This window comes from Ramlibacter tataouinensis (genome assembly GCF_027941915.1).
Lineage (GTDB): Bacteria > Pseudomonadota > Gammaproteobacteria > Burkholderiales > Burkholderiaceae_C > Ramlibacter > Ramlibacter tataouinensis_C.
This window is the reverse complement of the sequence record NZ_CP116009.1, coordinates 85481-111397: the sequence shown is the minus strand read 5'-3', so window position 1 is coordinate 111397 and position 25917 is coordinate 85481. Positions and strand designations below refer to the sequence as shown.

The following is a 25917-nucleotide window of genomic DNA, read 5'->3' as shown; positions in this document are numbered from 1 at the left end:
AGGGGAGGGTCGAAATACCTATGTCCAGTACGACCGTCGCCGAGTTCGCGAGCGAACTCAAAAAATCACCCCAGACGCTGCTCGAGCAGCTGCGCAGCGCCGGCGTCGCCAAGTCGGCGCCGACCGACGCGCTGTCGGAAGCTGACAAGCAGAAGCTGCTGGGCTACCTGCAGGCCAGCCACGGCACGGCCACGCCCGAGCGCAAGAAGATCACGCTGGTCAAGAAGTCCACCAGCGAGATCAAGCAGGCCGACGCCAGCGGCAAGGCCCGCACCATCCAGGTGGAAGTGCGCAAGAAGCGCACCTTCGTCAAGCGCGACGACGGCGGCGACACCGCCGTGGTGGAAGCGCCCGAAGGTGAAGTGCGCCAGCCGCCGGCCGCCCCGCGCATCGACGATGCCGAGCTGTCCCGCCGCGAGGAAGAGGCGCGCCGCCAGGCCGAGCTGATCCGCCGCCAGGAGGAAGACCTGGCCGAGAAGCGCCGCGCCCGCGAGGCACTGGAGCAGCGCGAGCGCGAAGCCGCCGAGCGCGCCGCCGCCTACGCGGCCAGCGAGGAAGCCAAGCGCATCGCTGCCGCCACGGCGCAGGCCGAGGCCAGCGCCGAGGCGACGGCCGCCGCCGCCGAGCGCGCCGCCGCCGCGGCCGAGGCACGCGCCAAGGCCGAAGCCGAATCCAAGGCCCGGGCCGAGGAAGAGGCCGCCCGTGCCAAGGACCTGGAAGACCGCCGCCGCAAGGCGCTGGCCGAGGCCGAGGCGATCCGCGCCATGATGGCCGCCCCGCGCAAGGTGCTGGTGGCCAAGAAGCCGGAAGAAATCAAGGCCGCCGCCAAGCCGGGCGAAGCCGGCAAGACCGCCGCCAAGGGCACGCTGCACAAGCCGGCCGTGACGGCGCGCCCGGGTGCGCCCGCGGCGCCGGGCGCCGGCAAGGAAGTCAAGTCGGCCAAGCTCTCCTCGAGCTGGGCCGCCGACCCCGCCAAGAAGAAGTCGATTCCGACCCGGGGCGATGCCTCCGGCGGCGTCGGCCGCAACAGCTGGCGTGGCGGCCCGCGCGGGCGCCGCGGCAGCGACCGCGACCAGCGCGACGACTCGATGGCCGCACCGGCGGAGCAACGCGTCATCGAAGTGCACGTGCCGGAGACCATCACGGTCGCCGAGCTGGCGCACAAGATGGCGGTCAAGGCGTCCGAGGTGATCAAGGCGCTGATGAAGATGGGCCAGATGGTCACCATCAACCAGCCGCTGGACCAGGACACGGCCATGATCGTGGTCGAGGAAATGGGGCACAAGGCCGTCACGGCGGCGCTGGACGACCCCGAGGCGTTCACCGAGGAGGAAGTGTCCCAGGCCAACGCCGAGGCGCTGCCGCGCGCCCCGGTGGTCACCGTCATGGGCCACGTCGACCACGGCAAGACCTCGCTGCTGGACTACATCCGCCGCGCCAAGGTGGCGGCGGGCGAAGCCGGCGGCATCACGCAGCACATCGGCGCCTACCACGTGGAGACCCCGCGCGGCGTGGTGTCCTTCCTGGACACCCCGGGCCACGAGGCGTTCACCGCCATGCGCGCCCGCGGTGCCCAGGCCACCGACATCGTCATCCTGGTGGTGGCGGCCGATGACGGCGTCATGCCGCAGACCCGGGAAGCGGTCAAGCACGCCAAGGCAGCCGGCGTTCCCATCGTCGTGGCGGTCAACAAGATCGACAAGCCCAGCGCCAACCCCGACCGCGTCAAGCAGGAGCTGGTGGCCGAGGAGGTGGTGCCCGAGGAATACGGCGGCGACTCGCCGTTCGTCAACGTCTCGGCGCTCACCGGCCAGGGCATGGACGACCTGCTCGAGCAGGTGCTGCTGCAGGCCGAGGTGCTGGAGCTGAAGGCGCCGGTAGATGCCGCCGCCAAGGGCTTGGTCATCGAAGCCCAGCTGGACAAGGGCCGCGGCCCGGTGGCCACGGTGCTGGTGCAGTCGGGCACGCTCAAGGTGGGCGACGTGGTGCTGGCCGGCCAGACCTACGGCCGCGTGCGCGCCATGCTCGACGAGGACGGCAAGACCATCAAGAGCGCGGGTCCGTCGATCCCGGTGGAGATCCAGGGCCTGACCGAGGTGCCGCAGGCCGGCGACGAGTTCATGGTGCTGACCGACGAGCGCCGGGCGCGCGAGATCGCGACCTACCGCGCCGGCAAGTTCCGCAACACCAAGCTGGCCAGGCAGCAGGCCGCCAAGCTGGAGAACATGTTCTCGGACATGACCGCCGGCGAGGTCAAGACGCTGCCCATCATCGTCAAGGCCGACGTGCAGGGCTCGCAGGAGGCGCTGTCGCAGTCGCTGGTCAAGCTGTCGACCGACGAGGTCAAGGTGCAGCTGGTCTACGCGGGCGTGGGCGGCGTGAGCGAGTCCGACATCAACCTGGCGATCGCCTCCAAGGCGGTGGTCATCGGCTTCAACGTGCGCGCCGACGCCGGTGCGCGCAAGCTGGCCGAGGGCAACGGCGTGGACATCCGCTACTACGGCATCATCTACGACGCCGTGGACGAGCTGAAGACCGCCATGTCCGGCATGCTGGCGCCCGAGAAGCGCGAGGAGGTCATCGGCTCGGCCGAGATCCGCACCGTGTTCGTGGCGTCCAAGATCGGCACCGTGGCCGGCTCGTACATCACGTCCGGCCTGGTCACCCGCTCTTCGCACTTCCGCCTGCTGCGCGACAACGTGGTGATCTACACCGGCGAGATCGAGTCGCTCAAGCGGATGAAGGACGACGTGCGCGAGGTCAAGGAAGGCTTCGAGTGCGGCATCAAGCTGAAGAACTACAACGACATCAAGGAAGGCGACCAGCTCGAGTTCTTCGAGATCAAGGAAGTCGCCCGGACCCTGTAAACAAGGGGAAAGCGGGCCTCGCTGCCGCGAGGCTCGCCCTTCGATGAAGAAGTCCAGCAAGCCCAATCGCAGCTACCAGATCGCCGACCAGGTCCAGCGCGACCTGTCCGAGCTGATCCGCGAGATCAAGGACCCGCGGCTGGGCATGGTCACGCTCAGCGCCGTGGAGGTCACGCCCGACTACGCGCATGCCAAGGTGTTCTTCAGCGTGCTCAAGGGCGACCCGCACGAGTGCGAGGAGGCCCTCAACCACGCGGCCGGCTTCCTGCGCAACGGCCTGTTCAAGCGGCTGCACATCCACACGGTGCCCACGCTGCACTTCCAGTTCGACCGCACCACCGAGCGTGCGGCCGACATGAACGCGCTGATCGCCCGCGCGGTCGCCTCGCGTTCCAAAGAATCCGGGGAGTAGGCATGGGCGCACCACGGGCACGGGTCGTGAGGCGCCCCGTGCACGGGGTGCTGCTGCTGGACAAGCCGTTGGGCCTGTCGAGCAACGACGCGCTGCAGAAATGCAAGTGGCTGCTGCGCGCCGAGAAGGCCGGCCACACCGGCACGCTGGACCCGCTGGCCACCGGCGCGCTGCCGCTGTGCTTCGGCGCGGCCACCAAGTTCAGCCAGTTGCACCTGGACGCCGACAAGACCTACGAAGCGGTGGCGGTGCTGGGGGTGAAGACCACCACCGGCGACGCCGAGGGTGAAGTCGTGTCGGAGCGCCCGGTGCCGCCGGTCACGCCGCAGCGGCTGGCGGAGGTCGAGCGCCAGTTCACCGGGCCGATCCAGCAAGTGCCGCCCATGCACAGCGCGCTGAAGAAGGACGGCAAGGCCCTGTACGAATACGCGCGGGCCGGCCAGGAGGTCGAGCGCGCGCCGCGCGATGTCGTCGTGCACGAACTGCGGCTCGAGCTGGTGGAAGAGGGCGGCCGCGCCGCCCTCCGCTTCACCGCCCGCGTGAGCAAGGGCACCTACATCCGCACGCTGGGCGAAGACATCGGCGAGACGCTGGGCTGCGGGGCGCACCTGTCGCTGCTGCGTCGGATCGCGACCGGACCGTTCGATGTGGCGCGGTGCGTCACGCTGGAGGCCTTCGCCGCCATGAGCGAAGCCGAACGCGAGGCCGCGCTGCTGCCGCCCGAGGCGCTGCTGGATGGACACACGCGCGTCACGCTCGGTGCGGACGATGCCGGGCGCTTCCTGTCGGGCCTGCGCCGGCGCGGCCACTGGGCCGATGCCGACCGGGTGGCGGTCTTTTCTCCCTCTCCCCCGGGAGCAGGGTCGGGGTGGGGACACGCGCAGCGGCCCGAGCTGCCGCAGCGCGTGCCCCCCTCCCCACCTCCCGAAGGAGGCCGGAGCGAATCCGTCCTCCTCGGTACCGCGCACACCCGGGCCGGCGAGCTGATCCCCAGCCGCCTGCTCAGCCCCATCGAAATCGACCAGATCCTGCGTGCCCGATCGCACGCCGAACAGACACCATGAGCACCAAGCAGATCCGCAACATCGCCATCATCGCCCACGTCGACCACGGCAAGACCACCATGGTCGACCAGCTGCTGCGCCAGTCGGGCACCTTCGCCGAGCACGAGAAGGTGCAGGACACCGTGATGGACAACAACGCCATCGAGCGCGAGCGCGGCATCACCATCCTGGCCAAGAACTGCGCGGTCAGCTGGAAGGGCACCCACATCAACATCGTCGACACCCCCGGCCACGCCGACTTCGGCGGCGAGGTGGAACGCGCCCTGTCGATGGTCGATGGCGTGGTGCTGCTGATCGACGCCCAGGAAGGCCCGATGCCGCAGACGCGCTTCGTGACCAAGAAGGCGCTGGCGCTGGGCCTGCGGCCGATCGTCGTGGTCAACAAGGTCGACAAGCCCGGCGCCGCCCCCGACAAGGTGGTCAACGCCGCCTTCGACCTGTTCGACAAGCTCGGCGCCAGCGACGAGCAGCTGGACTTCCCGGTGGTGTACGCCTCCGGCATCAACGGCTGGAGCTCGCTGGAGCAGGGCGAGTTCGGCGAGCAGTGGGGCCCGGACATGTCGGCCCTGTTCGACACCATCCTGAAGCACGTGCCGGCGCACGCCGGCGAGCCGGACGCGCCGCTGCAGCTGCAGGTGTCCGCGCTCGACTTCTCGACCTTCGTCGGCCGCATCGGCGTCGGCCGCGTCAATGCCGGCACCCTGCGCCCGGCGATGGACGTGCTGGTGATGGAGGGCCCGGACGGCAAGTCCTACAAGGGCCGCGTCAACCAGGTGCTGACGTTCCAGGGCCTGGACCGGGTGCAGGTGACCGAGGCCGGCCCGGGCGACATCGTGCTGGTCAACGGCATCGCCGACCTCGGGATCGGCGTGACCCTGACCGACCCGGCCAACCCGGCGCCGCTGCCCATGCTCAAGGTCGACGAGCCGACCCTGACCATGAACTTCTGCGTCAACACCAGTCCGCTGGCCGGGCGCGAGGGCAAGTTCGTCACCAGCCGCCAGATCTGGGACCGGCTGCAGAAGGAGCTGCAGTCCAACGTCGCGCTGCGCGTGAAGGAGACCGACGAGGAGGGCGTCTACGAGGTGGCCGGCCGCGGCGAGCTGCACCTGACGATCCTGCTGGAGAACATGCGCCGCGAGGGCTACGAGCTGGCGGTGTCCAAGCCGCGCGTGGTGTTCAGGGAGATCGACGGGGAGCGGCACGAGCCGATCGAGCTGGTCACCGTGGACATCGAGGACCAGCACCAGGGCGGCGTGATGCAGGCCCTGGGCGAGCGCAAGGGCGAGCTGGTGAACATGGAGCCGGACGGCCGCGGCCGGGTGCGGCTGGAGTACCGCATTCCCGCGCGCGGCCTGATCGGCTTCACCAACGAGTTCCTCAACCTGACCCGCGGCTCGGGGCTGATCTCCAACATCTTCGACCGCTACGAGCCGTACAAGGGCGAGATCGGCGGGCGCAAGAACGGCGTGCTGATCTCGATGGACGATGGCGAGATCTTCACCTATGCGCTGGGCAAGCTGGACGACCGCGGCCGCATGTTCGTGCGCGCCAACGACCCGGTGTACGAGGGCATGATCGTCGGCGTGCACAGCCGCGACAACGACCTGGTGGTGAACGCCACGCGCACCAAGCAGCTGACCAACTTCCGCGTCTCGGGCAAGGAAGACGCCATCAAGATCACGCCGCCGATCGAGCTGACGCTGGAGTACGGCGTCGAGTTCATCGAGGACGACGAGCTGGTGGAGATCACGCCCAAGTCGATCCGCCTGCGCAAGCGCTTCCTGAAGGAGCACGAGCGCAAGCGGGCGCAGCGCGAGGCGGCCTGATCGTCATCCCCCGCGAAGGCGGGGGATCCAGCGCAACGCGCCGGCGGCGCTCATGCGCCTGCGCTGCGTGGATTCCCGCCTTCGCCGGAATGACGGGCAGGCGGGCCAGGGCGCGTGGATGAGGGCGCTGCGGGACGCGGCGACAATCGAGCTCTGCAGCACCGGCCCACCCACAACGATGAAGCTCACCCACACCCGCGCCGTGTTCCTGATGGTCGCCGTCACCCTGATGTGGTCCATCGCCGGCGTGGTCACCCGGCAGCTGGAGCACGCGCGCAGTTTCGAGATCACCTTCTGGCGCAGCTTCTTCACCGCGCTGTCGCTGCTGGTGATCCTGCCCTTCGTCCAGGGCCGCGAACTGTTCGCGAAGATCCGCTCGGGCGGCGCGGCGCTGTGGCTCTCGGGCCTGTGCTGGAGCGTGATGTTCACCGCCTTCATGGTGGCGCTGACGCTCACCAGCGTGGCCAACGTGCTGGTCACCATGGCGGTGGGACCGCTCCTGACGGCGCTGGTCGCACGCGCCGTCATCGGCCACCGCATCCCGGCGCGCACCTGGGCGGCGATCGCGGTGGCCGGCGCCGGCATCGCCTGGATGTACGGCGCCCAGCTGTCGGGCGGACAGCTCGCCGGCACGCTGGTCGCCTTGTGCGTGCCGGCGGCCGGCGCGATCAACTGGACCGTCACCCAGCGCTCGCACGCCCAGGGCCAGGACGTGGACCTGGTGCCCGCCGTGCTGATCGGCGCCGTGCTGTCCTCGGCCTATACGCTGCCGCTGGCCTTGCCGTTCCAGGCTTCGACGCACGACATCGGCTGGCTGGCGCTGCTGGGCCTGGTGCAGCTGGCGATCCCGTGCGCGCTGGCGGTGGCCTGCGCGCGCGTGCTCAAGGCGCCCGAGATCTCGCTGCTGGCCCTGCTGGAGGTGATCTTCGGGATCCTGCTGGCCTGGGTCGGAGCCGGCGAGGCGCCGACGCAGACCGTGCTGGCCGGCGGCGCCCTGGTGATCGGGGCGCTGGTGATGAATGAACTGATTGGATGGAAACAACGGGCATGAGCGAAGTAAGGACCGAAGTGGCCGGCAAGGCCGGCCGCATCACCCTGGACCGGCCGAGGGCGCTGAACGCGCTGTCGCTGGCCATGATCCGCGAGCTGAAGGCCACGCTGCGGGCCTGGCGGGACGACCCGCGGGTGGAAGTCGTGGCCATTCGCGGCATGGGCAAGGAAGGCCCGTTCGGCGCCTTCTGCGCGGGCGGCGACATCCGCTTCTTCCATGCGGCGGCGCTGGCGGGCAACCCGGAGCTGGAGGACTTCTTCACCGAGGAATACACCCTCAACCACCTGGTGCAGCACTACCCGAAGCCCTACGTCTCGTTCATGGACGGCATCGTGATGGGCGGCGGCATGGGCATCTCCCAGGGGGCCCGCTGCCGCATCGTGACCGAGCGCACGAAGATGGCCATGCCGGAGACGGGCATCGGCCTGTTCCCGGACGTGGGCGGCGGCCACTTCCTCTCGCGCTGCCCCGGGCGGATCGGCGAGTACCTGGCGCTGACCGGCGAGGTGATCGGCGCCGCGGATGCGGTGGACGCCGGCCTGGCCGACCTCGCCATGCCCTCGTCCGAGCTGCCGGCGCTGTGGGAGCGGCTGGCCGGCGAAGGCGCCGCGGCCGTGCCGGCGCCGCAGCGGGCCGAAGGTTCGAAGCTGGCGGACCGCCGGCCCGACATCGACCGCGTGTTCGCGCTGGGCAGCGTGCGCGAGATCGTCGCGGCGCTGGAGGCGGACGGCTCCGACTGGGCGCGGCACACGGCAGGCGTGCTGCTGCGCAAGCGCTCGCCGCTGATGCTGCACGTGACGCTGGAGCAGGTGCGGCGGGCCCGCGGCATGAGCCTGGCCGACGAACTGCGCATGGAGCGCGACCTGGTGCGCCACTGCTTCCACCTGCGCCCCGGCGCCAGCGAGACGGTCGAGGGCGTGCGCGCCCTGGCGATCGACAAGGACCATGCGCCCCGCTGGAGCCCGGCGCGGATCGAGGACGTCACGGCGGAGATGGTGGAGCCGTTCTTTCGCAGCCCCTGGCCGGTGCACGCGCACCCGCTGCGCGGACTGGCGTAGGCTGGCGCGAGGCTGGAGCTGCAGGCGCGTTGCGCTGGCTCCTCCGCCTGCGCCGAGGACTTAGCGCCCCCCTCACAGCTGCCGGTACACGCTCTCCGCCAGCGGCAGCAGCTGCCCCTTGTCCATCCGGCCGGCCAGGGCGTAGCCGAAGCCCTGGGCGACCCAGTAGAAGCTGGCGGCGCCGTCTTCGTGGGTGAAGCGGAAGGCGGTTTCGCCGGCGGCGGCGCGGCCGGCCTTGCCGGCATCGATGGCGCCGACATACAGCGTGATGCGCTCGGCCCGGGCGTTCTGGTACATGAACTGCGCCCGTGCCCCCTGTTCGCCCGGCAGCAGCCGGCCGCCCACCAGTTCGTAGCCTTGCGCCGACAGGTCGGGCACCTTCAGGCTCCGCCCCAGCCGCTTGGACAGCCACTGCACCAGGTGTTCCTGCTGCGCGGCGGGCACCTCCACCGGGTGGCGCACCTCCGGCGAATAGACCACGTGGGCCGCCACCGCCTGCCGCCCGAAGTCGTTGAGCGGCCGCGAGCCGCGGGCAAGCAGCTCGCCGGGGCTGCCGCCCCACTGCATGTGGGCCAGCCAGCCGACGACGAACGCCAGCGCCACCGAAGCGGCCGTGCCGCCCCAGCGCTGCCAGCGGTCGAGGCGCCGGCCTTCGTGGCCGATGTGGCGCGCAGCTTCCGCCAGCGCGGGCGGCACCGGCTCCTGCAGCACCTCGGCATGCAGCGCCCGCAGCGCGTGGCGTTGCGCCTGCCAGGCCTGGGCCGTGCGGGCCGCATCAGGGTCGGCCGCCAGCAGCGCCTGCACGTGCTCGCGCCCGGCGGCGGAAAGGCGCCCGTCGACCAGCGCGTGCAGCCTGGCTTCGTCGATCGGCGCGGAGTCCTGTTTCATGGGCAACTTCATTTCGGGCGCTTGAATGGCAGCACGGCGGGCGAGGCCGGTGCGGCGGCGCCTTCCATCAACTCGCGCAGCCGGCTGCGCGCACGCGACAGGCGCGACATCACGGTGCCGATCGGCGTGCCGGTGACGCGCGCCACCTCTTCGTAACTGAGGTCCTGCAGGGCGACCAGCAGCAGCACCTCCCTTTGTTCCTCCGGCAGCCGCAGCAGGCAGCGCTGCAGGTCCAGCACCTGGTCGGTGGCGGCGGCCGGCACCGCCAGCTCGGGCGCCACGTCGTCGATGTCCACCCGCTGGCCGGCCTGCCGCAGCGCCCGCCGGGCTCCGTCGATGAACAGGTTGTGCATCAGCGTGAACAGCCAGGCGCGCAGGTCGCTGCCGGCCTTCCAGAGCTGCCAGCGGTCGCAGGCGCGCTCCAGCGTGTCCTGCACCAGGTCGTCGGCGGCCCAGGCGTCACCGGTCAGCGCGCGCGCGTAGCGCCGCAGCTGCGGGATCTGCGCCTCGAGCTCGCCGGCCTGCATGGAGCGCGAGGCTAGCGCAACGGCGCGGGCCGGGAAACCCCGGCTTGCGGCGGCGTCGGCAGGACCGCGCCCATCGTCAGGGCCGGGCAACGTGCCAGACGTTGTTGAAGCCCTCGCCGGTGCGGTCGCCGGCCTTGGTGTCCTTGGTCCAGTAGTAGACCGGCTTGCCCTTGTAGGCCCACTGCTTGCTGCCGTCGTCGCGGGTGACGACGGTCCAGTTGCCGGCGTTCATCGCACCGGCCTGGGCCATCAGCGGCGGCCAGTTGGTGGCGCACGGGCCGTTGCAGGCCGACTTGCCGCTGCCGGCCGTGTCGCGGTCGAAGGTGTACAGGGTCATGCCGTTCGGCCCCACCAGCGCGCCATCGGCGACGCGGGCCGGAGCCGGATCGGCGGCCATCGAGGAACAGGCGCCCAGGCCGGCGGCCAGTGCCAGGGTGGCCAGGGTGAGGTGCGGGCGGGACAGGTTCATGGGGCTCTCCTGAAAAGGTGAATCTGCCGCGATGAACGATGCCGGCGGTGGATTTATTCCCGACGCCGGTCGGAGGCGCGCCAGCCTAGCGGTGGCGGCTCTTCATGACGCGCTCGATCTCGCGCTTGCCTTCGCGCTCGCGGATGGTCTCGCGCTTGTCGTGCTCGCCCTTGCCCTTGGCCAGCGCCACCTCGCATTTGACGCGGCCGCCCTTCCAGTGCAGGTTGATCGGCACCAGGGTGTAGCCTTTTTGCTCCACCTTGCCAATCAGCCGGCGGATCTGGTCCTTGTGCATCAGCAGCTTGCGGGTGCGCGCCGCCTCGGCGTTGACGTGGGTCGAGGCGGTGCGCAGCGGGTTGATCAGGCAGCCGATGAGATACAGCTCGCCGTTGCGGATCACCACGTAGCCGTCGGTGAGCTGGACCTTGCCCTCGCGCAGTGCCTTGACCTCCCAGCCTTCCAGCACCATGCCGGCCTCGAAGCGTTCTTCGAAGAAGTAGTTGAATGCGGCTTTCTTGTTCTCGGCGATGCGCGCGCTGCCGTCTTGCTTGTGGGCCATGGGCTGACAGGTGGGGACCGCAGGGCGTATCTACAATCCCGCGAGGCCCTGCATTCTCGTATGAAATCCGTTCACCGCTCCGTGCTCATCTGGTATAGCGCGGAAGAGATGTTCACGTTGGTCACCGACGTCGAGCAGTACCCGAAATTCCTGCCCTGGTGCGACCATGCGCAGGTGCTGGAGGAGGACCCGCACGGCATGAAGGCCGAGATCGGCATCGCCTTCGCCGGCATCCGCCAGAGTTTCACCACCCGCAACGCCCACGTGCCGGGCCGCCACGTCGGCATGAAGCTGGTGGACGGGCCGTTCTCCAACCTGGACGGCCGCTGGAACTTCCATCCGGTCGGCAACGACGGCACCCGCGCCTGCAAGGTGGAACTGGACCTGAACTACGGCTTCCAGAGCGGCACGCTCGCCGCGGTGGTGGGGCCGGTGTTCGACCGCATCGCCGGCAGCCTGGTCGATGCCTTCGTCAAGCGCGCCGAGCACGTCTATGGCTGACGCCGCGCTGCGCGTGACCGTGCTGCACTCGCCCGGGCCGCGCGAGGTGCGCGAACAGGCGCTCCGATTGCCCGCGGGCGCAACCGTGGCCGACGCGCTGCGTGCATGCGGCTTGGCGCCCGGCGAGGGCGAGGCGGTGGGGGTGTGGGGGCGCAAGGCCGGGGCCGACCAGCCGTTGCGCGACCGCGACCGGGTGGAGGTCGCTCGCCCGCTGCGGGTGGATCCCAAGCTGGCTCGGCGCGAACGGTTCCAGCGGCAGGGCAGCCGGGGCGCGGGGCTCTTCGCCAACCGGCGTCCGGGGTCCAAGGCGGGCTACTGAAGCGACGGGCCTCAGCCCGTCTTGCAGTCCCGTGCAATCACTTCCTCCAGGCGCTTGACCTCGGCGGCGCGCTGGTTGTCGTCCAGGATCTCGCGCTCGCCCTTGGCATTGACGCGCGCGATGCGCATGCCGGAGTCGAAGGTCGCCTTGCCCTGCCTGGCGCGGGCACAGTTGTCCTCGCGCGCCTTGGCGACTTCGGCTTGCTGCGCCTTCTTCTTCTCGGCTTCGGCGGCTTCGGCCTGCTTCTTCTTGTCCTCCAGCGCCTTGTCCTTGCCGCTGACCCGGGGCTGGTTCGCCGCCACCGCCTTGGCCGGCGCGGAGGCTGCCGCGGCGGGCTCCTCGGCGGGCGCGGGCGCCGTCGCCTTCACGCCGGGGCGGCGCAGGATGCTCTTTTCCGGCACCTCGGGCGGCGGCGCCTTGTCGCTGAACACGCGCCGGCCGTCCTTGTCCACCCATTGCCATTGCGCCGATGCAGCCAGGGGCACGATGCAGATGCAGGCGAGGGCGAGGGCACGAAGGGCGGTCATGCCGGGCAGTGTAGCGGCGCAGCGCGGCCGTCCCAAGGCGATGCGGCCTGCCTGCGCGCGGCACGTCACGTGCGCGCGACGCGGGCGACGTAGCACTGGGGTAAGTACCGAGTGCATGGATACAATCGTTTTTTTGGAGCCCTGACATGCGCCTTCTCGGCAAAGCGCTGACCTTCGACGATGTGTTGCTGGTCCCGGCGTTCTCCCAGGTCCTGCCCAAGGACACCTCCCTCGCGACCCGCCTCACGCGCAACATCTCCCTGAACCTGCCGCTGGTGTCCGCCGCGATGGACACCGTGACGGAGGCGCGGCTGGCCATTTCGATGGCACAGGAGGGCGGCATCGGCATCGTCCACAAGAACCTGACGGCGCAGCAGCAGGCCGCCGAGGTGCTGCGCGTCAAGCGCTACGAGTCGGGCGTGGTGCGCGAGCCGGTCGTCATCACCCCGGAGCACACCGTGCTGCAGGTGCTGGGCCTGTCGGAGCAGGTGGGCTTTTCGGCCTTCCCGGTGGTCGACGGCGGCAAGGTGGTGGGCATCGTGACCGGGCGCGACCTGCGCTTCGAGACCCGCTACGACGTGCCGGTCAGCCAGATCATGACCCCGCGCGAGCGCCTGATCACCGTGCCCGAAGGCACCAGCCCGGCCGAAGCCAAGGCCCTGCTGAACAAGCACAAGCTGGAACGGCTGCTGGTGGTCGACGAGGCCTTCGAGCTCAAGGGCCTGATCACCGTCAAGGACATCACCAAGCAGACCAGCTTCCCGAATGCGGCGCGCGACGCCTCGGGCCGCCTGCGCGTCGGGGCCGCCGTCGGCGTCGGCGCCGGCACGGAGGAGCGGGTCGAGGCGCTGGTCAAGGCCGGCGTGGACGTGATCGTGGTCGATACCGCCCACGGCCACAGCAAGGGCGTGATCGAGCGGGTGCGCTGGGTCAAGCAGAACTACCCCGGCGTGGACGTGATCGGCGGCAACATCGCCACCGGCGCCGCCGCGCGGGCGCTGGTCGAGGCGGGCGCCGATGCGGTGAAGGTGGGCATCGGCCCCGGCTCCATCTGCACCACCCGCATCGTGGCCGGCGTGGGCGTGCCGCAGATCACCGCCATCGACAACGTGGCCACGGCGCTGGCCGGCAGCGGCGCGCCGCTGATCGCCGACGGCGGCATCCGCTACTCGGGCGACATCGCCAAGGCGCTTGCCGCCGGTGCGCACACCGTGATGATGGGCAGCATGTTCGCCGGCACCGAGGAGGCGCCCGGCGAGATCGTGCTGTTCCAGGGCCGCAGCTACAAGAGCTACCGCGGCATGGGCTCGATCGGCGCCATGCAGCAGGGCAGCGCCGACCGCTACTTCCAGGAAGCCACCACCACCAACCCGAATGCCGACAAGCTGGTGCCCGAGGGCATCGAGGGCCGGGTGCCGTACAAGGGCTCGCTGGTGTCCATCGTCTACCAGCTCGCCGGAGGCGTGCGCGCCGCCATGGGCTACTGCGGCTGCGCCACCATCGAGGACATGCGCAGCAAGGGCGAATTCGTGGAGATCACCTCGGCCGGCATGGTCGAGAGCCACGTGCACGACGTGCACATCACCAAGGAAGCGCCGAACTACCGGGCGGATTGAACGCGCGATTCCAGCGCGACCATCGCCCCGCGAAATGGCCAGAATCTTCTGGCCATTTTTTTGGCTGCGGCGTACAATCTGGGCTGATTTTCTCAGATAAGGGCCAGAAATTGTGCAGACGGTCCCCATCCATCAGGCCAAGAGCCAGCTTTCCGAACTCATCCGCGCCGTGGAACAGGGCGAGGAGGTGGTACTCACCCGCCATGGCAAGCGGGTGATCCGGCTGATTCGGGAGCCGGAGACGGAGCAGCCCAGCGTCGAGGCGCGCCGGCAAGCCATCCGGGCCGAGCTGGACGCGCTGCGCGCCAAGGTCGGCGCCGCCCGCCCCGGCTTCGACGAACTGTGGGAGGAGCACAAGCGCGAACGCGACGCCCGAGGCGCCGCCTGGGTGAACGAACCCAAGACTCCCGATGCTGGTCGTTGACGCGTCGGCCTTCGCGAGCTGGGCCTTTCCCGACGAGCAGGGCGACAGGGTGTCGCAGGCGCTGATCCGGGTGATGGCGGAAGAGGAGAGCGCGACCAGCGCCGCCATCTTTCCCATCGAGGCGCTGCATGCAGCAGGCAAGGCGCTGGCGCGAGGCCGGTTCACGCCCTCCGTGCACCAGCACGTACTCCGGTTGCTCAGCCGCCTGCCGGTGGCGCTTTCGCCCGTGCGGATCTCGCCGCTCGAGTTCTGGGACTGGTCCCAGGCTCTCGGGCTCACGACTTACGACGCGGCGTACCTGAAAGTCGCCGTGGACTTGCGAGCCCCGCTGGTCACGATGGACCGGGCGCTGTGGCAAGCGTGCCTGAAGCTGGACCACCCCGTCATCACCGATTTGAATTGAAAGACCACCCCGAAGCGGCGCGCAGCGGAGAACTGATATGCAACACGACAAGATTCTGATCCTGGATTTCGGCTCCCAGGTCACGCAGCTGATCGCCCGGCGCGTGCGCGAGGCGCACGTGTTCAGCGAAGTGCACCCCTGCGACGTCAGCGACAACTGGGTGCGCCGGTACGCGGCCGACGGCCGCCTGAAGGGCGTGATCCTCTCGGGCAGCCACGCCAGCGTGTACGAGGAAAGCACCGACAAGGCGCCGCAGGCGGTGTTCGAGCTGGGCGTGCCGGTGCTGGGCATCTGCTACGGCATGCAGACCATGGCGCACCAGCTGGGCGGCAAGGTCGAGGGCGGCCACAAGCGCGAGTTCGGCCCGGCCGCGGTGCGCGCCCGTGGCCACACCGAGCTGCTGAAGGGCATCGCCGACTTCAGCACGCCCGAAGGCCACGGCATGCTCAACGTCTGGATGTCGCACGGCGACAAGGTGGCCGAGATGCCGCCCGGCTTCAAGCTGATGGCCTCCACCGACAGCTGCCCGATCGCCGGCATGGCCGACGAGGCGCGCCGGTTCTACGCCGTGCAGTTCCACCCCGAGGTCACGCACACGGTGCAGGGCCGCGCCATCCTCGAGCGCTTCGTGCTGGGCATCTGCGGCGCCAGGCCCGACTGGGTGATGCGCGACCACATCGCCGAAGCGGTGGAGCAGATCCGCCGCCAGGTCGGCGACGAGGAGGTGATCCTGGGCCTGTCGGGCGGCGTCGATTCCTCGGTGGCGGCCGCGCTGATCCACCGCGCCATCGGCGACCAGCTCACCTGCGTGTTCGTCGACCACGGCCTGCTGCGCCTGAACGAGGGCGACATGGTGATGGACATGTTCGCCGGCAAGCTGCACGCCAAGGTGGTGCGGGTCGATGCCGGCGAGCTGTTCCTGGGCCAGCTGGCCGGGGTGAGCGAACCCGAGGCCAAGCGCAAGATCATCGGCGGCCTGTTCGTCGACGTGTTCAAGGCCGAGGCCGAGAAGATCAAGCAGGCCGACGCCCGCCACGTCGCCTGGCTGGCGCAGGGCACGATCTACCCGGACGTGATCGAGTCCGGCGGCGCCAAGAGCAAGAAGGCGGTCACGATCAAGAGCCACCACAACGTGGGCGGGCTGCCGGAGCAGCTCGGCCTGAAGCTGCTGGAGCCGCTGCGCGACCTGTTCAAGGACGAAGTGCGCGAGCTGGGCGTGGCGCTGGGCCTGCCGCCCGAGATGGTGTACCGCCATCCGTTCCCCGGGCCGGGTCTGGGGGTGCGCATCCTGGGCGAGGTGAAGAAGGACTACGCCGACCTGCTGCGCCGGGCCGATGCCATCTTCATCGAGGAGTTGCGCAACACGCGCGACGAGCAGACCGGCAAGAGCTGGTACGACCTGACCAGCCAGGCCTTCACCGTGTTCCTGCCGGTCAAGAGCGTGGGCGTGATGGGCGACTACCGCACCTACGAGTACGTGGTGGCGCTGCGCGCGGTGCAGACCAGCGACTTCATGACGGCCGACTGGGCCGAGCTGCCGCACGCACTGCTCAAGAAGGTGTCCAGCCGCATCATCAACGAGGTGCGCGGCATCAACCGCGTCACCTACGACGTCTCCAGCAAGCCGCCGGCGACGATCGAGTGGGAGTAGGGCGTGTGGCCCGGGGGTAAAGTCGGCGCTGGAGGAAGCCCATGTACCTGCCCCCCCAGTTCGCCGCCAAGGACCCGCAGCTCGCCGCCACGCTGATCCGCGAGAACCCGCTGGCCAGCCTGATTTCGTGCGACGACGAGGGGCTGCCCTTCGTCACCCACCTGCCGCTGCACCTGGAGGAAAGTGACGGCGGGTTGGTGCTGCTCGGCCATTGCGCCCGGCCCAACCCGCACTGGCGCTACCTGCAGGCGCGCCCTCGCGCCCTGGTCACCTTCCTCGGCCCGCACGCCTACGTGTCGCCCAAGGCCTACCCCGACCTGCAGCGGGTGCCGAGCTGGAACTACGTGGCGGTGCACTGCACCGTGCAGGCGCGGCTGGTCGATGACCCGAACGACAAGGACGCCCTGCTCAAGACGCTGATCGGCGACCACGAGCCGCCCTATGCGCAGCAGTGGCGCAGCCTGCCGGAGGATTTCGCGCACAGGATGCTGGCCGGCATCGTCGGCTTCGAGCTGCAGGTCACCGAGCTGCAATGCAAGCTGAAGCTCAACCAGCACCGGCCCGAGTCGCATGCCGCGCTCCACGCCGCCTACGCCGCCGGCAACGAGCGCGAACGCGAGCTGGCCGGCTGGATGGAGCGGGCCGGCATCCCGGCGGCCTGAGCACCGACGACCCGATGGACGCCGGGCAGGACGCCGCCTTCATGCAAGCGGCCCTCGAGCAGGCCGCGCTGGCCGCGCAGGCCGGCGAGGTGCCGATCGGCGCCGTGGTGGTGCGCGACGGCCAGGTGATCGGCCGCGGCTACAACCGGCCGATCGCGGGTCACGATCCGACCGCCCACGCCGAGATCGTCGCCTTGCGCGAGGCGGCCGCGGCGGTCGGCAACTACCGCCTCGACGGCTGCGAACTGTTCGTCACGCTGGAGCCCTGCGCCATGTGCAGCGGCGCCATGCTGCACGCCCGGCTGGCGCGGGTGGTCTACGGCGCCGCCGATCCGAAGGCGGGCGCGGCCGGCTCGGTGGTGGACCTGTTCGCCGAGCGCCGCCTGAACCACCGCACCCAGGTGCACGGCGGCGTGCTGGGAGACGACTGCAGCCGCAGGCTGTCCGGTTTCTTCCTGCAGCGCCGGCAGGAGGCCCGCGCCAATGGCCAGCCCCTGCGCGAGGACGCGCTGCGCACGCCCGACGATCGCTTCGCCGGCCTGCCGGACTACCCCTGGGCACCCCACTACCTGAGCGACCTGCCGTCGCTCGCCGGCCTGCGCCTGCATTTCCTGGACGAGGGCCCGCGCGAGGCGCCGCTGACCTGGCTGTGCCTGCACGGCAATCCGTCGTGGAGCTACCTGTACCGGAAAATGATCCCGGTGTTCCTGGCAGCGGGCGACCGGGTGGTGGCGCCGGACCTGGTCGGCTTCGGCAAGAGCGACAAGCCGAAAAAGGACGCCTTCCACCGCTTCGGCTGGCATCGGCAGGTGCTGCTCGAATTCGTCGAGCGCCTCGACCTGCGCAACGTGGTGCTGGTGGTGCAGGACTGGGGCGGGCTGCTCGGCCTGACGCTGCCGATGGAGGCGCCGCAGCGCTACCGCGGCCTGCTGGTGATGAACACCCTGCTGGGCACGGGCGACACCCCGCTCAGTCCCGGTTTCCTGGCCTGGCGCGAGATGTGCGCGAAGCACCCGGAGTTCGACGTCGGCCGCCTGTTCGCCCGCGGCAACCCGCAGCTGTCGCTGCCGGAATGCGCCGCCTACGACGCGCCCTTCCCGGACCGGGGCCACCGGGCGGCGCTGCGCGCCTTTCCGCCGATGGTGCCGGACTCGCCGGCGGCCGACGGCGCCGAGCTGTCGCGGCGCGCGCGCGACTTCTGGCGCGGCGAGTGGCAGGGCCGCAGCTTCATGGCGATCGGCGCCCAGGACCCCGTGCTGGGCGTTCCGGTGATGAACGAATTGCGCACGCAGATCCGCGGCTGCCCCGAACCCATGGTCGTGGCGCAGGGCGGGCACTTCGTGCAGGAGCACGGCGAGGCGGTGGCGAAAAGGGCGGTGGGATACTTCCACGCCTCATGAGCCACATCTACGTCTATTCCCCCTCCAGCGCCGTTCGCGACAAGGCCGCCGTGCGACGCGGCATCGCGCGGCTGAAAGCGATGGGACACGAGGTCGAGGTCGACCCCGCCGCCTTCGCCGTCCACATGCGCTTTGCCGGCGACGACGACACCCGGCTGGCCGCCATCGGCCGGGCCGCCGCCAGCGGCGCCGACATCGCGCTGATCACGCGCGGCGGCTACGGCCTGACGCGGTTGCTGCCGCGCCTGCCGTACAAGGCGATCGCCAAGTCGGTGGCCAAGGGCACGAACTGGGTCGGGCTGAGCGACTTCACCGCCCTGCAGGCCGCGCTGCTGGCGAAGACCGGCGCCGTGACCTGGGCCGGCCCGGCGATGGGCGAGGACTTCGGCCCCGAGGGCGGGGCCGACGAGATCATGCAGGCCTGCTTCGACGACCTGCTCAGCGGGCAGGGCGAGGGCGCCGGCTGGCAGCTGCCCGCGGCCGAGCGGGTCGACGCCATGCGCCCGGTGCACGGCACGCTGTGGGGCGGCAACCTGGCGATCCTGGCGGGGCTGGCCGGCACGCCCTGGCTGCCGGCCATCAAGGGCGGCATCCTGTTCATCGAGGACGTGCACGAACATCCCTACCGGGTCGAGCGCATGCTGACGCAACTGCTGTACGCCGGGGTGCTCGGGCAGCAGAAGGCCATCGTCTTCGGCCACTTCACCAACTACAAGCCGGCCCCGCACGACCGCGGTTTCAAGCTCAAGACGGTCGTGGACTGGCTGCGCACCCAGGTGCGCGCGCCCGTGTTCACGGGCCTGCCGTTCGGCCACGTGCCCACCAAGGTGGCGCTGCCGGTCGGCGCCGAAGTGCACCTGGCGGTGGAAGGGCGCGACGCCTTCCTGCTGTGGGGGCACCGGCACTGATGTCCGTCGTTCCCGCGACGGCGGGAACCCAGCGCGACGCGCGCGCCCGAGCGCGATAGCGCGGTCGTCGCGTTCGGAGCCTGCCCCCGCGAAGGCGGCGGCGGAGGAGGGCGCGCTACCCCAGCAGCGGACGCGGACGCGCCGCCAGTCCCGGCGGCAGCACGCCCTTGAAGAGGGTGGTGATGCCGCCGATCTGCTCGCGGGCGATGGTTTCGCCGTGGCGTGCCGCCAGCGCCGCCATCAGTTCGCCGCGCAGGTACCACAGGCCCTGGATTTCACCGGCATAGCGGATGCGGCGCGTGAGTTGCGGGAAGTCCTGCGACGCGGTCTCGCCGACCAGGTCGAGCATGGCTTCACGGATCTCCTCGAGGCGGTTGTCGAGGGTCGACTGGCTCGGCGGCTGCGAGTGCCCGAGCAGTCCATAAATGCTGTTGCGGAGGTTGGACTTGAACCAGCGCATGGTCGTTCTTCTGTACTGCTGTCCCTGAAGCAGCGAAGGTAGGCGGCTTCGGCGTTCAACACAAGTGTGGAACCCGCTCTTGTTCCGCTAAACGCGACAGTCGCACGGCTTCGTTGGTTACGAGGCGTGAATACCCGTCTGGAGTTGTTTCAATCGCAGGGATTCCGCTCCGGGGGGCGGAACCAGCAGCAAGCAGGTGCCGCCACCGGAAAACAGCCCCCTTTGATAGAGTGGCCCGAGTCGCCGCCCACGCCATGCAGCCGTTTCCCCATCCCTCTCGGCCCCGGGGTGCCGCACTCCGGCGAGTCCTGCGGGCGGCCGGCGCAGCCGGGGCGGCATGAACGGCCGGTCCCCTGCGTCGCCGCCAAGCCGTCCGGCGCCCGGCAGTCCCGGAATGCCGCCGCGCGTGCCTCCGCGCAACGCCTGGCTGGTGTTCATCGCCATCGTGCTGGGCAACTACCTGCTGGTGCGGCTGTTGTTCCCGGGGGCCGGCGAGCCGGTGTCGGTGCCCTACACGGTGTTCAAGGCCGAGGCCGGCAAGCGCAACGTGGAGGTGATCTACAGCCGCGGCACCAGCATCGAGGGCCGCTTCGCCGCGCCGGTGACCTGGCCCACGCCCGCCGAGGTGGCCAGCGGGCAGGAGAACAAGCCGCCTGCCCCGCGGCGCTGGCAGCAGGTCCAGCCGCAGACGTCGGCGGTTTTCACCACCGAGCTGCCGGCCTTCGTCGATCCCGGCCTCGAGCAGTACCTGATCGAGCACGGCGTCGAGATCAGCGCGGTGCCGATCCGCGAGGGCAGCGGCTGGGCCACGCTGCTGTTCGGGTTCGGGCCGGCGATCCTGATCATCGCCTTCTACGTCTGGCTGTACCGCCGCGCCGCGCAGGGCGGCGGCATGGGCATGGGCGGCCTGATGGGCATCGGCCGCAGCAAGGCGCGCCGCTACGACGTGGAAGGCGCTCAGCGGGTGACCTTCGACGACGTCGCCGGCATCGACGAGGCCGAGAACGAGCTGGTCGAGGTGGTCGACTTCCTCAGGTCGCCCGACAAGTACACGCGGCTGGGCGGCAGCGCGCCCAAGGGCGTGCTGCTGGTCGGCTCGCCGGGCACCGGCAAGACGCTGCTGGCCAAGGCGGTGGCGGGCGAGGCCGGCGTGCCGTTCTTCTCGATGAGCGCGGCCGAGTTCGTGGAGATGATCGTCGGCGTCGGCGCCGCCCGCGTGCGCGACCTGTTCAAGCAGGCGCGCGAGCACGCGCCGGCCATCATCTTCATCGACGAGATCGACGCCATCGGCCACGCCCGCGGCCCGATGGCGATCGGCGGCGCCAGCGAGCAGGAACAGACGCTGCAGCAGATCCTGACCGAGATGGACGGCTTCACTGGCCGCGAGGGCATCATCGTGCTGGCCGCCACCAACCAGCCGGACGTGCTGGACCGCGCCCTGCTGCGGCCCGGGCGCTTCGACCGCCGGGTGGTGGTCAACCTGCCGGACAAGGTCGGCCGCGAGGCGATCCTGAAGGTGCACACGCGCAAGGTGCCGCTGGCCGCCGACGCGCACCTGGCCGACCTGGCCTCGGCGACGCCGGGCTTTTCCGGCGCCGACCTGAAGAACCTGGTCAACGAGGCGGCGCTGCTGGCGGCCCGGCGCGACGAGCTCGAGGTGCGCCACAAGGACTTCCTCGATGCGCTGGAGAAGATCGTGCTGGGGCCCGAGCGGCCGCTGCTGCTCGGCCCCGAGGACCGCGAGCGCATCGCGTACCACGAGAGCGGCCATGCCATCCTGGGGCTGGTGATGCCGGGTGCCGACCCGGTGCACCGGGTCAGCATCGTGCCGCGCGGGCAGTCCCTGGGCGTGACCTACCAGCGGCCCGCCACCGACCGCTACAACTACCCCGAGGCCTACCTGCGCGCCCGCATCGTCGGCATGCTGGGCGGGCGGGCGGCCGAGGAGGTGGTCTATGGCACCCGCACCACCGGCGCCGAGAACGACATCGAGCAGGCCACGCAGCTGGCGCGCGGCATGGTCACGCGCTGGGGCATGAGCGATGCCATCGGCATGGTGCAGCTGGCACCGCGGCAGAACCCCTACCTGGGCGGCCCGGCCGGGTTTGTTGGCGGCGACAAGCCGTTCAGCGAGGACACGGCGCGGCTGGTCGATGCCGAGGTCAGCCGCATCATCAACGAGTGCCACGAGCAGGCCAAGCGCCTGCTGCGCGAGCACCGGCCGGCGCTCGATGCGCTGGTCAAGGCCCTGCTGGAGCGCGAGACGGTCGGCGAGCGGGAGATCCTGCAGGCAACCGGCCTGCCGCCGGCGCCCGAGCTGCCCGGCCGGCCGCTGCCGGCCTGAGGGAGCCGGCATGCTGCTGCAGCCGGGCCGCAACTGCTGGCGCATCGAGCAGGCCCGCCGGCTGGCCTTCCTGGTCGATGGCGCCGACTATTTTGCGGCGGTGCGCTCGGCGATCTCGCGCGCCCGCCACAGCGTCTTCATCCTCGGCTGGGACATCGACACCGACATCGAACTGGTGCCCGGCGGCGCCGACGACGGCTGGCCGCGCGCGCTCGGGCCGTTCCTGCGCGAGGTCGTGCATCGCAACCGCGAACTGCGGATGCACGTCCTGTGCTGGGATTTCGCGGTGGTGATGGCCGGCGACCGCAAGTGGTTCCCGCTCTACAAGCTGGGCTGGCGCGCCGGTCCGCATCCGCGGCTGCACTTCAAGCTCGATGCCCGCCACCCGCCCAGCGGCTCGCACCACCAGAAGGTGGTGGTGGTCGACGATGCCGTAGCCTTCGTCGGCGGCTTGGACCTGACCCATGGCCGCTGGGACACGCCCGAGCACCGGCGCGAGCAGCCGCACCGGCGCGACGTGCAGGGACGGCAGGCCCGGCCCAACCACGACGTGCAGGCGCTGGTCGACGGCGACGCGGCGCGCGCACTGGGCGAGCTGTGCCGCCAGCGCTGGGCGCGGCTGGGCGAACGCACCCCGCCCCTCGGCGGACCCGCCTCGCACGATCCCTGGCCGCCGCAGGTGCGCCCGGAAGCCACCGACCTGCCGGTGGCCATCGCCCGCACCGATCCGGGCTGGCCTTCCTGGCCGGCGGTGGAGGAGATCCGCCAGCTGTACCTGGACGGCATCGCCGCGGCGCGCCGGACGCTGTACCTGGAGAACCAGTACTTCAGCTCCAGCGGGGTCGGCGCGGCGCTGGAGGAGCGCCTGCGGTCGCCGGCGGCGCCGGACGTGCTGGTGGTGTCGCGCCTCACGGAAGAAGGCTGGCTGGAGGCACGCACCATGGGCGCGCTGCGCGGTCGCCTGCACCAGCGGCTGCAGGCCGCCGATAGCCTGGGCCGCTACCGGCTGTTCTATCCGCACATCCCGGAGCTGGACGCCGCGCAACTGCTGAACGTGCACAGCAAGGTGCTGGTGGTCGACGATGAGCTGTGCAGCGTGGGATCGGCCAACTTCAACAACCGCTCGATGGGCTTCGATACCGAGTGCAACCTCGTGATCGAGGCCGGCGGCAACGAGCGCATCCGCCGCGCCATCGCCGGGCTGCGCGACCGCCTGCTGGGTGAGCACCTGGACGTCCCGGCGGCAGCCGTGGCGGAAGCGATCGCGAGCCAGGGCGGCCGGCTGGTGCCGGCGGTGGAATCGCTGCGGCGGCCCGGGCGCACGCTGCTGCCCATCGACCCGCCGGTCACGCCTGAGCTGGAGATGATCCTGCCCGCCGGCGCGCTGATCGACCCGGAGCGCCCGGCCGACCCCGAGGTGCTGATGCAGGAGTTCGTACCGCCCGACCTGGCGCGATCGATGGCCGGGCGGGTGATCGGCTTTGCCCTGGTGCTGGCCGGGATCACCCTGTTCGCGATCGCCTGGCGCTGGACGCCGCTGCGCGAGTGGCTGGCGCCGGTCCCGCTGCGCGCGCTGTCCGAGGCGCCGGCGGCGCCGCTGGCGTTGCTCGGCGCCTACGTGATGGCGGGCCTGCTGGGCATGCCGCTGTCCCTGCTGATCGTCGCTACCTGCTTCGCCTACGACCCGCTGGCGGCCGCGCTGTTCGCCACCGGGGGCGCGCTGCTCAGCGCCACGGCCAACTACGCGGCAGGCCGGCTGATCGGCCGCAGCGCCGTGCGCCGCATCGCCGGCGCGCGGCTGAACGAGATCACGCGGCGGCTGGCGCGCAACGGGCCGCTGGCGGTGGCGGCCTTGCGCTTGCTGCCGCTGGCGTCGTTCGCCAAGCTGAACCTGGTGGCCGGCGCCTCGCACGTGCGCTTGCGCGACTTCCTTGTCGGCACCGCGGTCGGCCTGGTGCCGCCGATCGCGCTGGCGCTCCTGCTGGCCGGGCGCGTACGCCGCGTGCTGGAGCAGCCCGACGCGCTGAACTGGAGCCTGCTGGCGCTGGCGGCCGCGGCCATGGCGGCGCTGGTGGTGGCCGTCTGGCGACGATTCGGGGTGGCGACGTACGGATCCGCGAGGTCACGCTGAAGGCGGGCGCGACTCGCGTCAGAACAGCAGGTTGGGCAGCAGCAGCGTCACCGAGGGTACGTAGGTGACGAAGATCAGGAAGGCCAGCAGCACCAGGGTCCAGGGCAGGGCGGCACGGGCCACGGTCATGATGGTCATGCGTGTGATGCCGGCCGTGACGAACAGGTTCAGCCCGACCGGGGGCGTGACCATGCCGATCTCCAGGTTGACCACCATGATGATCCCCAGGTGCACCGGGTCGATGCCTAGCCGCATGGCGATCGGGAACAGGATGGGCGCCAGGATCAGGATGATGCCGGTGGGCTCCATGAACATGCCCGCAATCAGCAGCAGGATGTTGACCACCACCAGGAACTGCCAGGCCGGCATGCCCCAGCCAACGATGGTCTCGGCAATCGTCTGCGGGATCCGCTCGGTGGTCAGCACGTGTGCGAACAGCAGTGCATTGGCCACGATGAACATCAGCATGATCGTGACCTTGCCCGACTCCAGGAGCACCCGCGGGACGTCGCGCATGCCGATGTCGCGATAGACGAACACGGCAATGATGAAGGCGTACACCGCCGCCACGGCAGCCGCTTCGGTGGGCGTGAAGATGCCGCCGTAGATGCCGCCCAGGATGATCACCACCAGCAGCAGGCCCCACAGCGAGTCGCGCCCGGAGGTCAGCACGTCGCGGAGCGTGGCGCGGGGCTGGCGCGGCAGGTCGAGGATGCGGGCCCGGATGTAGATCGCGACCATCAGGCACAGGCCGAGCAGGATGCCCGGGATCACGCCGGCCATGAACAGCTTGCCGACCGAGGTCTCGGTGGCGGCGCCGTACACCACCATCACGATCGACGGCGGGATCAGGATGCCCAGCGTGCCGGCATTGCAAATCACGCCGGCGGCGAAGCTCTGCGGGTAGCCGGCCTTGACCATGCCGGCGATCACGATCGAACCCACGGCCACCACGGTGGCCGGCGACGAGCCCGACACGGCCGCGAACAGCATGCAGGCCATCACCGAAGCCATGGCCAGGCCGCCGCGCAGATGCCCGATGCAGGCATTGGCGAAGCGGATCATGCGGCGCGCGACACCGCCGGTGGTCATGAACGAGCCGCCCAGGATGAAGAACGGAATGGCCAGCAGCGTGTAATGCTCGGACGTCTCGTACAGCTTGAGCGAGAGCGACGCCAGCGAGTCCTGCGCGAACAGCAGGATGGTCGCCAGCGAGGACAGGCCGAGCGCGATGGCGATGGGCATGCCCAGCACCATGAACACGAACAGCAGGATGAACAGGACGGCGATGGTCACTTGCGCCCCCCCGCGCCTTCTTCTTCCTGCAGCTTCAGGGCCTCCTGGGCCTCGTCGCCCAGCAGGTGCACCTCCTGGCCCGACAAGCTGCGCCACAGCACCTGCGCGAAGCGGAACGCCAGCAGGGCGAATCCCAGCGGAACGACCAGCCGGGGAATCCACTGCGGGATCGGGATGTCCTGCATCAGGATGCCGACGTCGTGCATCTTGCTCACGTACTGCCAGCCGCCCCACGCCACGATGAGGGCGTAGACGATGCACAGCGCCGCGGCGACTGCCCCGACGGCGCGCGCCGCGTTCCTGCCCAGCGAGCGCACCAGCAGGTCGACGCCGATATGCGCACCCACCCGCACGCCATACGACATGCCGATGAAGATCAGCCACGCGAACATGACGCCGGTGATTTCCAGCGCCCAGACGAAGCTGTAGTTGAACACGTAGCGGGCGACCACCTGCATGAAGGTGACCAGGGTCATGGCCGCCATCAGCACGATCACCAGGCCTTCTTCGAGGTATTCGAGCCAGCGCATCGGACGTAAGAAGGGCCCGGG

25 protein-coding genes are annotated in these 25917 nt (G+C 70.4%); 17 read left to right on the top strand and 8 right to left on the bottom strand.

The window, feature by feature from the left end:
• Nucleotides 1-20: 20 nt before the first annotated feature.
• From infB to PE066_RS00480, 6 genes are all read left to right on the top strand, one after another.
• Nucleotides 21-2867, top strand: coding sequence for a translation initiation factor IF-2 (gene infB / locus PE066_RS00505; RefSeq protein WP_271234619.1), 2847 nt, complete (start codon nt 21-23; stop codon nt 2865-2867).
• Between the two features lie 43 nt (nt 2868-2910).
• On the top strand, nt 2911-3279 hold the full coding sequence (rbfA, locus tag PE066_RS00500; protein ID WP_271234618.1) for a 30S ribosome-binding factor RbfA: 369 nt from the start codon (nt 2911-2913) through the stop codon (nt 3277-3279).
• 2 nt (nt 3280-3281) lie between these two features.
• Nucleotides 3282-4343 (top strand): tRNA pseudouridine(55) synthase TruB, encoded by a 1062-nt coding sequence (truB, locus tag PE066_RS00495; RefSeq protein WP_271234617.1) that lies wholly within the window; start codon nt 3282-3284, stop codon nt 4341-4343.
• Nucleotides 4340-6172 carry a translational GTPase TypA gene (typA, locus tag PE066_RS00490; protein WP_271234616.1) on the top strand — a complete coding sequence of 611 codons (1833 nt, stop codon included), beginning with the start codon at nt 4340-4342 and terminating at the stop codon, nt 6170-6172. Before truB ends, typA begins: the two co-directional genes overlap by 4 nt.
• A gap of 178 nt (nt 6173-6350) precedes the next feature.
• Entirely contained in the window at nt 6351-7223 is an 873-nt protein-coding gene (locus PE066_RS00485) for a DMT family transporter (RefSeq protein WP_271234615.1), read from the top strand.
• Nucleotides 7205-8281 (top strand): enoyl-CoA hydratase/isomerase family protein, encoded by a 1077-nt coding sequence (locus PE066_RS00480; RefSeq protein WP_271234614.1) that lies wholly within the window; start codon nt 7205-7207, stop codon nt 8279-8281. Before PE066_RS00485 ends, PE066_RS00480 begins: the two co-directional genes overlap by 19 nt.
• 72 nt (nt 8282-8353) lie before the next feature.
• Here PE066_RS00480 and PE066_RS00475 read toward each other — a convergent pair whose 3' ends face one another.
• From PE066_RS00475 to smpB, 4 genes are all read right to left on the bottom strand, one after another.
• Nucleotides 8354-9169, bottom strand: coding sequence for an anti-sigma factor family protein (locus PE066_RS00475; protein WP_271234613.1), 816 nt, complete (start codon nt 9167-9169; stop codon nt 8354-8356).
• A gap of 8 nt (nt 9170-9177) precedes the next feature.
• Nucleotides 9178-9696 carry a sigma-70 family RNA polymerase sigma factor gene (locus PE066_RS00470; RefSeq protein WP_271234612.1) on the bottom strand — a complete coding sequence of 173 codons (519 nt, stop codon included), beginning with the start codon at nt 9694-9696 and terminating at the stop codon, nt 9178-9180.
• A 76-nt stretch (nt 9697-9772) separates the two neighbouring features.
• Nucleotides 9773-10165 carry a COG4315 family predicted lipoprotein gene (locus PE066_RS00465; protein WP_440480559.1) on the bottom strand — a complete coding sequence of 131 codons (393 nt, stop codon included), beginning with the start codon at nt 10163-10165 and terminating at the stop codon, nt 9773-9775.
• Between the two features lie 85 nt (nt 10166-10250).
• On the bottom strand, nt 10251-10724 hold the full coding sequence (gene smpB, locus PE066_RS00460; RefSeq protein ID WP_271234611.1) for an SsrA-binding protein SmpB: 474 nt from the start codon (nt 10722-10724) through the stop codon (nt 10251-10253).
• 60 nt (nt 10725-10784) lie between these two features.
• Between smpB and PE066_RS00455 the strand changes: the two genes are divergently transcribed.
• A complete protein-coding gene (locus tag PE066_RS00455) occupies nt 10785-11225 on the top strand; it encodes a type II toxin-antitoxin system RatA family toxin (RefSeq protein ID WP_271234610.1) in 441 nt (146 codons plus the stop codon).
• Nucleotides 11218-11544, top strand: a complete 327-nt coding sequence (locus tag PE066_RS00450; protein WP_271234609.1) for an RnfH family protein — start codon at nt 11218-11220, stop codon at nt 11542-11544. Before PE066_RS00455 ends, PE066_RS00450 begins: the two co-directional genes overlap by 8 nt.
• An 11-nt stretch (nt 11545-11555) precedes the next feature.
• On the opposite strand, the gene PE066_RS00445 is transcribed toward PE066_RS00450, so the two are convergent.
• Nucleotides 11556-12071 carry a DUF4124 domain-containing protein gene (locus tag PE066_RS00445; RefSeq protein WP_271234608.1) on the bottom strand — a complete coding sequence of 172 codons (516 nt, stop codon included), beginning with the start codon at nt 12069-12071 and terminating at the stop codon, nt 11556-11558.
• Between the two features lie 146 nt (nt 12072-12217).
• Here PE066_RS00445 and guaB point away from each other — a divergent pair, with 146 nt between their 5' ends.
• The 7 genes from guaB to PE066_RS00410 all read left to right on the top strand — a co-directional run bounded on the left by guaB (nt 12218) and on the right by PE066_RS00410 (nt 19135).
• Complete coding sequence (gene guaB, locus PE066_RS00440; RefSeq protein WP_271234607.1) at nt 12218-13687, top strand: IMP dehydrogenase; 1470 nt, start codon at nt 12218-12220, stop codon at nt 13685-13687.
• A 112-nt stretch (nt 13688-13799) separates the two neighbouring features.
• Nucleotides 13800-14111 carry a type II toxin-antitoxin system Phd/YefM family antitoxin gene (locus tag PE066_RS00435; RefSeq protein WP_271234606.1) on the top strand — a complete coding sequence of 104 codons (312 nt, stop codon included), beginning with the start codon at nt 13800-13802 and terminating at the stop codon, nt 14109-14111.
• Nucleotides 14098-14514: a type II toxin-antitoxin system VapC family toxin gene (locus PE066_RS00430; protein ID WP_271234605.1), complete on the top strand. Its 417-nt coding sequence runs from the start codon at nt 14098-14100 to the stop codon at nt 14512-14514. The genes PE066_RS00435 and PE066_RS00430 overlap by 14 nt, the downstream gene beginning before the upstream one ends.
• Before the next feature lie 37 nt (nt 14515-14551).
• On the top strand, nt 14552-16165 hold the full coding sequence (gene guaA, locus PE066_RS00425; protein WP_271234604.1) for a glutamine-hydrolyzing GMP synthase: 1614 nt from the start codon (nt 14552-14554) through the stop codon (nt 16163-16165).
• Between the two features lie 41 nt (nt 16166-16206).
• Entirely contained in the window at nt 16207-16827 is a 621-nt protein-coding gene (locus PE066_RS00420; RefSeq protein ID WP_271234603.1) for an FMN-binding negative transcriptional regulator, read from the top strand.
• Nucleotides 16828-16841: 14 nt separating this feature from the next.
• Nucleotides 16842-18227 (top strand): tRNA adenosine(34) deaminase TadA, encoded by a 1386-nt coding sequence (gene tadA / locus PE066_RS00415; RefSeq protein ID WP_271234602.1) that lies wholly within the window; start codon nt 16842-16844, stop codon nt 18225-18227.
• Entirely contained in the window at nt 18224-19135 is a 912-nt protein-coding gene (locus tag PE066_RS00410) for an LD-carboxypeptidase (RefSeq protein ID WP_271234601.1), read from the top strand. The genes tadA and PE066_RS00410 overlap by 4 nt, the downstream gene beginning before the upstream one ends.
• A 115-nt stretch (nt 19136-19250) precedes the next feature.
• Here the strand turns inward: PE066_RS00410 and PE066_RS00405 are convergent, their stop codons facing one another.
• Nucleotides 19251-19595, bottom strand: coding sequence for a hypothetical protein (locus PE066_RS00405; RefSeq protein ID WP_271234600.1), 345 nt, complete (start codon nt 19593-19595; stop codon nt 19251-19253).
• Between the two features lie 406 nt (nt 19596-20001).
• On the opposite strand from PE066_RS00405, the gene ftsH reads away from it, so the two are divergent.
• Complete coding sequence (gene ftsH, locus PE066_RS00400; RefSeq protein ID WP_271234599.1) at nt 20002-21939, top strand: ATP-dependent zinc metalloprotease FtsH; 1938 nt, start codon at nt 20002-20004, stop codon at nt 21937-21939.
• A 10-nt stretch (nt 21940-21949) separates the two neighbouring features.
• Entirely contained in the window at nt 21950-24070 is a 2121-nt protein-coding gene (locus PE066_RS00395) for a VTT domain-containing protein (protein WP_271234598.1), read from the top strand.
• 18 nt (nt 24071-24088) lie between these two features.
• Here the strand turns inward: PE066_RS00395 and PE066_RS00390 are convergent, their stop codons facing one another.
• Together PE066_RS00390 and PE066_RS00385 are read right to left on the bottom strand one after the other, a co-directional pair.
• Nucleotides 24089-25366, bottom strand: a complete 1278-nt coding sequence (locus PE066_RS00390; RefSeq protein WP_271234597.1) for a TRAP transporter large permease — start codon at nt 25364-25366, stop codon at nt 24089-24091.
• Nucleotides 25363-25896, bottom strand: coding sequence for a TRAP transporter small permease (locus PE066_RS00385; RefSeq protein ID WP_271234596.1), 534 nt, complete (start codon nt 25894-25896; stop codon nt 25363-25365). Before PE066_RS00385 ends, PE066_RS00390 begins: the two co-directional genes overlap by 4 nt.
• Between the last annotated feature and the right edge of the window lie 21 nt (nt 25897-25917).

Bases quoted from the DNA above. Each gene is read 5' to 3' on its own strand.
- PE066_RS00420 (WP_271234603.1), top strand. From the start codon at position 16,207: ATGTACCTGCCCCCCCAGTTCGCCGCCAAGGACCCGCAGCTCGCCGCC.
- PE066_RS00465 (WP_440480559.1), bottom strand. From the start codon at position 10,165: ATGAACCTGTCCCGCCCGCACCTCACCCTGGCCACCCTGGCACTGGCC.
- PE066_RS00455 (WP_271234610.1), top strand. From the start codon at position 10,785: ATGAAATCCGTTCACCGCTCCGTGCTCATCTGGTATAGCGCGGAAGAG.
- PE066_RS00405 (WP_271234600.1), bottom strand. From the start codon at position 19,595: ATGCGCTGGTTCAAGTCCAACCTCCGCAACAGCATTTATGGACTGCTC.
- PE066_RS00480 (WP_271234614.1), top strand. From the start codon at position 7,205: ATGGAAACAACGGGCATGAGCGAAGTAAGGACCGAAGTGGCCGGCAAG.
- guaA (WP_271234604.1), top strand. From the start codon at position 14,552: ATGCAACACGACAAGATTCTGATCCTGGATTTCGGCTCCCAGGTCACG.
- PE066_RS00470 (WP_271234612.1), bottom strand. From the start codon at position 9,696: ATGCAGGCCGGCGAGCTCGAGGCGCAGATCCCGCAGCTGCGGCGCTAC.
- rbfA (WP_271234618.1), top strand. From the start codon at position 2,911: ATGAAGAAGTCCAGCAAGCCCAATCGCAGCTACCAGATCGCCGACCAG.
- typA (WP_271234616.1), top strand. From the start codon at position 4,340: ATGAGCACCAAGCAGATCCGCAACATCGCCATCATCGCCCACGTCGAC.
- tadA (WP_271234602.1), top strand. From the start codon at position 16,842: ATGGACGCCGGGCAGGACGCCGCCTTCATGCAAGCGGCCCTCGAGCAG.
- PE066_RS00395 (WP_271234598.1), top strand. From the start codon at position 21,950: ATGCTGCTGCAGCCGGGCCGCAACTGCTGGCGCATCGAGCAGGCCCGC.
- PE066_RS00450 (WP_271234609.1), top strand. From the start codon at position 11,218: ATGGCTGACGCCGCGCTGCGCGTGACCGTGCTGCACTCGCCCGGGCCG.
- PE066_RS00430 (WP_271234605.1), top strand. From the start codon at position 14,098: ATGCTGGTCGTTGACGCGTCGGCCTTCGCGAGCTGGGCCTTTCCCGAC.
- PE066_RS00385 (WP_271234596.1), bottom strand. From the start codon at position 25,896: ATGCGCTGGCTCGAATACCTCGAAGAAGGCCTGGTGATCGTGCTGATG.
- guaB (WP_271234607.1), top strand. From the start codon at position 12,218: ATGCGCCTTCTCGGCAAAGCGCTGACCTTCGACGATGTGTTGCTGGTC.
- PE066_RS00475 (WP_271234613.1), bottom strand. From the start codon at position 9,169: ATGAAACAGGACTCCGCGCCGATCGACGAAGCCAGGCTGCACGCGCTG.
- PE066_RS00485 (WP_271234615.1), top strand. From the start codon at position 6,351: ATGAAGCTCACCCACACCCGCGCCGTGTTCCTGATGGTCGCCGTCACC.
- truB (WP_271234617.1), top strand. From the start codon at position 3,282: ATGGGCGCACCACGGGCACGGGTCGTGAGGCGCCCCGTGCACGGGGTG.
- infB (WP_271234619.1), top strand. From the start codon at position 21: ATGTCCAGTACGACCGTCGCCGAGTTCGCGAGCGAACTCAAAAAATCA.
- PE066_RS00410 (WP_271234601.1), top strand. From the start codon at position 18,224: ATGAGCCACATCTACGTCTATTCCCCCTCCAGCGCCGTTCGCGACAAG.
- PE066_RS00445 (WP_271234608.1), bottom strand. From the start codon at position 12,071: ATGACCGCCCTTCGTGCCCTCGCCCTCGCCTGCATCTGCATCGTGCCC.
- smpB (WP_271234611.1), bottom strand. From the start codon at position 10,724: ATGGCCCACAAGCAAGACGGCAGCGCGCGCATCGCCGAGAACAAGAAA.